The sequence below is a fragment of the Synechococcus sp. R6-5 genome (genome assembly GCF_047461775.1).
GTDB lineage: Bacteria > Cyanobacteriota > Cyanobacteriia > Thermostichales > Thermostichaceae > Thermostichus.
In genome coordinates this window covers 1-6,128 of the sequence record NZ_JANSHV010000245.1, presented here as the reverse complement: position 1 = coordinate 6,128, position 6,128 = coordinate 1, and the positions used below count along the sequence as shown (strand labels likewise).

At 59.2% G+C, this 6,128-nt stretch carries 7 protein-coding genes; 5 read left to right on the top strand and 2 right to left on the bottom strand.

Annotated features, from left to right (window positions below):
- Both NW818_RS12140 and accD read right to left on the bottom strand, forming a co-directional pair.
- The coding region (locus tag NW818_RS12140) for an STAS domain-containing protein (protein WP_414424695.1) at positions 1-230 on the bottom strand (230 nt) is incomplete at its 3' end.
- Between the two features lie 239 nt (positions 231-469).
- The gene (gene accD / locus NW818_RS12135; protein ID WP_414407308.1) at positions 470-1,414 is read right to left on the bottom strand and encodes an acetyl-CoA carboxylase, carboxyltransferase subunit beta; all 945 of its coding nucleotides are present in this window, start codon (positions 1,412-1,414) and stop codon (positions 470-472) included.
- A gap of 124 nt (positions 1,415-1,538) precedes the next feature.
- Between accD and NW818_RS12130 the strand changes: the two genes are divergently transcribed.
- The 5 genes from NW818_RS12130 to NW818_RS12110 all read left to right on the top strand — a co-directional run bounded on the left by NW818_RS12130 (position 1,539) and on the right by NW818_RS12110 (position 6,087).
- A complete protein-coding gene (locus NW818_RS12130) occupies positions 1,539-2,405 on the top strand; it encodes a tRNA (5-methylaminomethyl-2-thiouridine)(34)-methyltransferase MnmD (protein WP_414424694.1) in 867 nt (288 codons plus the stop codon).
- A 154-nt stretch (positions 2,406-2,559) separates the two neighbouring features.
- Positions 2,560-3,192 carry a hemerythrin domain-containing protein gene (locus NW818_RS12125; protein WP_414424693.1) on the top strand — a complete coding sequence of 211 codons (633 nt, stop codon included), beginning with the start codon at positions 2,560-2,562 and terminating at the stop codon, positions 3,190-3,192.
- 93 nt (positions 3,193-3,285) lie between these two features.
- A complete protein-coding gene (locus NW818_RS12120; protein ID WP_011430915.1) occupies positions 3,286-3,474 on the top strand; it encodes a DUF4089 domain-containing protein in 189 nt (62 codons plus the stop codon).
- Positions 3,471-4,871: an AtzE family amidohydrolase gene (locus tag NW818_RS12115; RefSeq protein ID WP_414407310.1), complete on the top strand. Its 1,401-nt coding sequence runs from the start codon at positions 3,471-3,473 to the stop codon at positions 4,869-4,871. The genes NW818_RS12120 and NW818_RS12115 overlap by 4 nt, the downstream gene beginning before the upstream one ends.
- Positions 4,872-5,220: 349 nt before the next feature.
- On the top strand, positions 5,221-6,087 hold the full coding sequence (locus NW818_RS12110) for a hypothetical protein (RefSeq protein ID WP_414424692.1): 867 nt from the start codon (positions 5,221-5,223) through the stop codon (positions 6,085-6,087).
- Positions 6,088-6,128: the final 41 nt, after the last annotated feature.

Sequence of the window (6,128 nt, the reverse complement as noted above, 5' to 3'; positions counted from 1 at the left end):
GAGATCAACACCCCCAGCCCAGAGCTGTCCATAAAAGTGACCGATGACATGTCGATCAACATATTGGGATAACCGAAATCTAAAACCTGCTGGAGCAATTGCCGAACTTCTGAGGCGGCCTTGGCATCAAGACGACCCTCCAGCGGCACAATCGCCAGTTTTTGCCCTTGTGGAGTCTCAGCAGTACGGATGCGCAGCTTGAAATCCATCGTTTCCGGTGAAGACCTCATGCCCCACCTTAACACCATCCGCTACCGCCCACCAGGAAATCTTGTGAAGATCCCCAGGGACAGCGCGGCTCCCTCCAAAAACATCTGCCCTCTCGCCCCCAGCTCCTCTCCCAACAAGCCAGAGGGAAGCCGTGTAAACCCATGAAGTAAGAGCCGCCCCAGAGCTTAGCAGGAACTCCATCCCCCGCAGGGAAGGGATCCCGCCTCGGCCACCCATCTCAGGTTCCAGCCAGATCTACCTACAGCATGGGCTGCAGGGTTAAAGCCTCTGAGCTGATTGAAGGAAGGGACACATGCAAACGGGGGCGGTGCATGGAGAGCAACTGGGCCAGGCGCTTGCGCAACTCGGTGCGGGGCACAATCGCGTCGATGAGCCCTTGGGCCAGCAAATATTCGGCGGTTTGGAAGCCTTCTGGCAGCTTGCCCTTGCCAATGGTTTGCTCGATTACGTTGGGCCCGGCAAACCCCACCTGCGCGCCCGGCTCGGCCAGGATCAAATCTCCCAGCATGGCAAAGCTGGCAGTTACCCCGCCATAGGTGGGATGGGTGAGCACGGAGATGAACAATTGTCTGGCGTCGCGGTGCCTTTGTAGGGCGGCTGAGGTCTTGGCCATCTGCATCAGGCTGAGGATCCCTTCCTGCATGCGGGCCCCCCCCGAAGCCGAAAAGAGGATCAAGGGCAGGTGATCGCAGGTGGCCCGTTCCGTGAGGCGGGCGATCTTCTCGCCTACCACCGAGCCCATGCTGCCGCCCATGAAGCGAAAGTCCATCACTCCAATCGCCACCGGGATCCCTTCCAGGCTTCCCAACCCTGTCAGGACGGCATCCTTGAGCTGGGTGCGCTCCTGGTAGGTGGCCAAGCGCTCGGAGTAGGGCTTTTGGTCGAAAAAGTGCAGGGGATCCGTGGGAGCCAGGTGTTCGTCCAGGGGCTGCCAGGATCCGGGATCCAAAAGCTGTTCCAGACGCTCTGGGGCTGTAATGCGGTGGTGATGCCCACAGCTGGGGCAAACTTGCCAGTTTTGCTGCAGATCCTTGGTGTAGGTCAGGGTGTCACAGGCAGGACACTTTTGCCAGAGGCCGTCGGCAATCTCTCTTACCTGACGCTCTTTGTCGAAGGGGCTGCTACCTGTCAGGTTTAGAGAGGTTTGTCTGCGCCGTTCCGCAAACCAATCCAGTAAAGACATAGCCGTTGAAACACCTTTTCTGGCCAGGGATGTTGAGAGCCCTGCCGGTGAGCTGCGAAACACATCTCAACGTTCTCAAGCTATCAAAGAATCGCCCGACTGAAAATAGAGACAACAGCAGGCAATGGAGACTCGGTGGCAGGTGCTGACCACAGGGGATGGATCCCTGACCTTTTTCTCGGAAGAGTTTGGACAGGCTTTTCACAACGTCAGTGGTGCCGCTCAGGAGGCTCTGGAGAAGTTTGTCCGCCCTTGCCGGCTGGATCGGCTGCCTTTGGAGCGGGATCCCGCCCAGCCCATTTGCCTTTTGGATATTTGCTTTGGCCTGGGCTACAACTCCGGCCTTGCCCTAGAAACCATTTGGCAAATCCGGCCCGATTGTCTTGTGGAGGTAATCGGCCTGGAGCGATCCCCGGAAGTGCCTCGCCAGGCTTGGCAGGCGGGGGTGGGATCCACCTGGAGCTTTGGGCAGGAGTGGCAACGCCTCATCGAGCAGGGATCCTGGCAATCGCAGCGCTGGCGCGGAACCTTGCTGTGGGGCGATGCCCGCCAAACTCTAATGCAGGTGCCGCTGGGGTGGGCAGATGCGGTGTTTTTGGATCCCTTCTCCCCTTCGGTTTGCCCAGAGCTGTGGACGGTGGATTTCTTGCGGGCCGTGGCCGAACGGATGCGCCCCAGCGGGATTTTGGCCACCTATTCCTGTGCAGCGGCGGTGCGAGCGGCTCTGTTGGAAGCAGGGCTTTTCATCGGCTCTACCCCCCCGGTAGGTCGTCCTTGGCCGGGGACAGTGGCCTCGCCCCAACCCGATCACCTGCCGCCCCTTTCGCCCATGGAGTGGGAGCACCTGAAAACTCGCGCTGCCGTGCCCTACCGGGATCCCACCTTGAAAGGAGATAGAGCGCAAATCCGTCTGCAACGCCAACGGGAACAGCAGGGATCCCCTTTGGAGCCCACTTCTGCTTGGAAACGCCGCTGGCCTGTGCAAGCCTAGAGAGTGGCGTTGCCGGAGTTCAGATCTGGACAACTTTTCCCAGGATTGCTGCCCGAGTGTATCCAAGACACCTGCGCTATTCCCGTACCCTTACGCAGGCCATCATTTCTTGACAAAGTTAAGCTGAGATGAAACTTCTCTGCTGTCAACTGCCATGTCTTCTGAGGAGTCCCTCCCGCTGACGCGAGCAACCTCTGCCGGTACGCTGGTTGCCCTTTGTGCTGAACAGCACCGCGTCATCCTGCAGTTTTTGACTCGCCTGTCTCGAGCGCCGGAGTTGGATCTGGAGCAGCGACGCCTCTGTGTACAAAGGTTGCGGCAGCGCCTCTCCCGCCACATTCAACTGGAGCGCCATGTTCTCTACCCCCTGCTCAGGTCGGCTCTCCAGGCGGATCCCCACCTCAGCGCCCAAACTGAGCGGCTGGAGCAACATCTGCGGGATCAGATTCCAGAGCTGACGCGCTTTTTGCACCAATCAGAGCGCACCCCGCAGCAGGTGGATCCTTCTGCTGCCCTTCACTTCTATCGGAAACTGCGGGCCCAGTTTGAGCAGGAAGAGAAGGTCTTGCATCCCCTCTTTGCCCAGCATGTTTCTCCCGAAGCAGAGCAGCAGCAGTTGCGTCTGTTCCGCAAACGCCTGCAAGCCAGCGCTGCTTCCAATCGCTCTGCACATAGCCGTCGCGTTGCTTTGAATGAGCTGGAACGGCAGGCGATAACCCGTCCTGTCTTGCCCAACGAGCGTCTCTGGTCGCTGCAGGGCAACGCTGTGCAGATGGCCGCTCCCTAGCCAACGACGGTCTTGTTGTTGGAGGCTGCCTGGTGGTGTTCGCAGGCGAGCTTGTGGTATCTTTGCCGCAACCGGCCTGCTGACCCTAGAACCATGCAGCCCTGGGATCCCGAAACCTACGTCGATCAAATGGCCCAACTGCTGCAACTGCCCCTGCATCCTGAACACCGAGCAGGGGTGATCGAAAATTTTGCCCGCTTTCTGCCCATTGCTCAACAGGTGCTGGAGTTCCCGTTGCCGCCGATAGTTGAGCCAGATCCCACCTTTGACCCTCAGCCATGACCGGGGATCCCCACCTTCTCGGCAGCGCTGACGCGGTCTCTATTGCCAGGGCTGTCCGCCAGGGATCCGTGAGTGCCCAAGCGGTGGTGGCCGCCTGTCTGGAGCGGATTCGCCGGCGGGATCCCCAGCTCAATGCCTTTACAGCTGTCTTGGAGGAATCGGCCTTACAAGCGGCGGAGCAGGTGGATCGACAGGTGGCTCAAGGGATCCCTGTAGGCCCGTTGGCAGGGGTGCCTTTTGCCGTCAAGAACTTATTTGACGTGGCCGGCCTCACCACCCTGGCTGGCTCGGCGATCAACCGCGAGAATCCCCCGGCCATCCAAGATGCAACAGTGGTGGCTCGTCTCAAGCAGGCAGGGGCAATCTTGGTGGGCACCCTCAATATGGACGAGTACGCCTACGGCTTCGTCACCGAAAACAGCCACTACGGCCCCACCCACAACCCCCACGATCTCAGCCGCAGTGCGGGGGGATCCTCCGGCGGCTCGGCAGCAGCGGTGGCAGGAGGTTTGGTGCCCCTTGCCCTGGGCAGCGACACCAACGGCTCGATTCGGGTACCGGCCTCTTTGTGTGGCGTCTACGGCCTCAAGCCCACCTATGGCCGTCTGTCGCGGGCAGGGGTGGCTCTGTTTGCCGCCAGCTTCGACCACGTGGGCCCCTTGGCCCGTTCGGTGGCCGATATTGCCCTCAGCTTCGATGTTATGCAAGGGCCGGATCCCCAAGATCCCGTCTGTACCCGGCGTCCTGTAGATCCCACCTTTGGGCAATTGGGGCAGGGGATCGAGGGCTTGCGCATCGCGGTGGCGGATGATTACTTTGCCCGAGGGGCAGAGCCCCCCATCTTGGCCGGGGTAGAAAAGGTGGCCCAAGCCTTGGGGGTCGGCCAGACTGTGCGGATCCCGGAAGCCCAGCGCGCCCGTGCCGCCGCCTTCCTGATCACGGCTGCTGAGGGAGCCAACCTGCACTTGCCCAACCTGCGAACTCGCCCCCACGACTTTGACCCGGCCACCCGGGATCGCTTTTTGGCCGGAGCCCTGTTGCCTGCCAGTTGGATCTTGCAGGCGCAGCGCTTTCGCCGCTGGTATCGCCAGCAGGTGCAGGCCATTTTTCAGGAGATCGATCTGTTCATCGCCCCCACCACCCCCTGCTTTGCCCCCTTGCTCGGCCAAGAGAAGATGGTGATCGATGGGGTAGAGGTTCTCACTCGGCCCAACCTCGGCCTCTACACTCAGCCCCTCTCGTTTATCGGCCTGCCGGTGCTTTCAGTGCCGTTGCGCGAGAGCGGATCCCTGCCCTTTGGCGTACAACTGGTGGCCGCCCCCTATCAAGAAGCCAAACTGCTGCGGGCAGCCGCCTATTTGGAGAAGCTAGGGATCCCCAATGCCCAGCCGGTCTGAGCCATGAAGAGCCCTGCTTTTGCAGCGTATCTAGCGTTAGGACTCGCGGGCATCCTCTTGTAGACACTAAATGTGTAGATAAACATTTTGCGGTCAAGAGAATGATTGCCTTGGGGGAGAAGCTCTAGTCTCCGTATGGCCCGTGGGCAATGTCTGAAGCTGGATTTGGGCAGACTCTTTGGCCTTGGCTCGCAAGAGAGATCGAGGCACTGGATATTAAAGTAAAATTAAGCCCCCAGTTGTTGTATCAAATGCCTCCTTCTCCAGGCTTGGCCAATAGAATGAACAGCATAAAATAGACACGGCACCCCCACCTGGACTCTATAACCCTATGGATCATCCTGATTCTGTGGCTCGGCGCTACACGAAACTCTGCGAGGCTTATCTCTCTCTCAATGAAGCCTTCGCCAAATTGGATCAGTCCCACAGCCGCCTACAGCGCTACATCAAACGACTCTTTCCGCTCAAGCCGATTTTGCAAGAGCAGCTTAAGCAGAGCGACCGCTGGATGAACTCCTTACGAGAAGAACTGCAAGCCAAAGAGGCCCGGCTTGGCGAGCTAATCGCCAACTACGACCAAGTCTGCGGCGAGCTGGACTCTACCAAAGCAGAACTGTTGAGCGCTCAAGCGCTGATTGAGAAACTGGAAGCCGAAAATGCTCAGGTTTTGGAACGCTTGAGTCGGCTCACCAACATGGAAGAGGAAATGGCAAACTTGGCGGAACAGCTGGCCCAAGCGAACGAAGCTTGTCAGCAGATGGAGGCTCGAAATCGCGAGCTGGAGCGAGCTTTGGGAGACCGGGATCAGCACATTTACAGCCTGCAGGAGCGATTGGCCCAATTGGAGCAAGAGATGGCCTTCCTGAAAGCTCAGCGGGATGAGGCCCAGCAAGCTGCACAACTGGCTGTATCTCGCGCTGAGCAGGCGGAAGCTAGGCTGAAGGTGCAAACCGAACAAGTTCAGACTTTGCAAAATAAGCTCCATCAAGCCGAGGAGCAGCTGGCCATGGTAACCCTGAACGAGCTGGAGCTCCTGCTCAGCCATAACTCGATGAACCTCTTGCGAGAAGCGGGGCAGGCTGCAGAAGTAGATGCCCAGGTGCTGGCAACCGTACCGACCTCTCTGGCCGAGGCGGAACACATTCTGCTGGAGATCGACCAGTTCATTCAGTTCATTTTGGCCTGCTCGGAGCCCATGAAGTCGCAGGCTGCGTGACATACTCCCGACGCTGTAGCTAGCTTCCCGCAGGGTTGCTA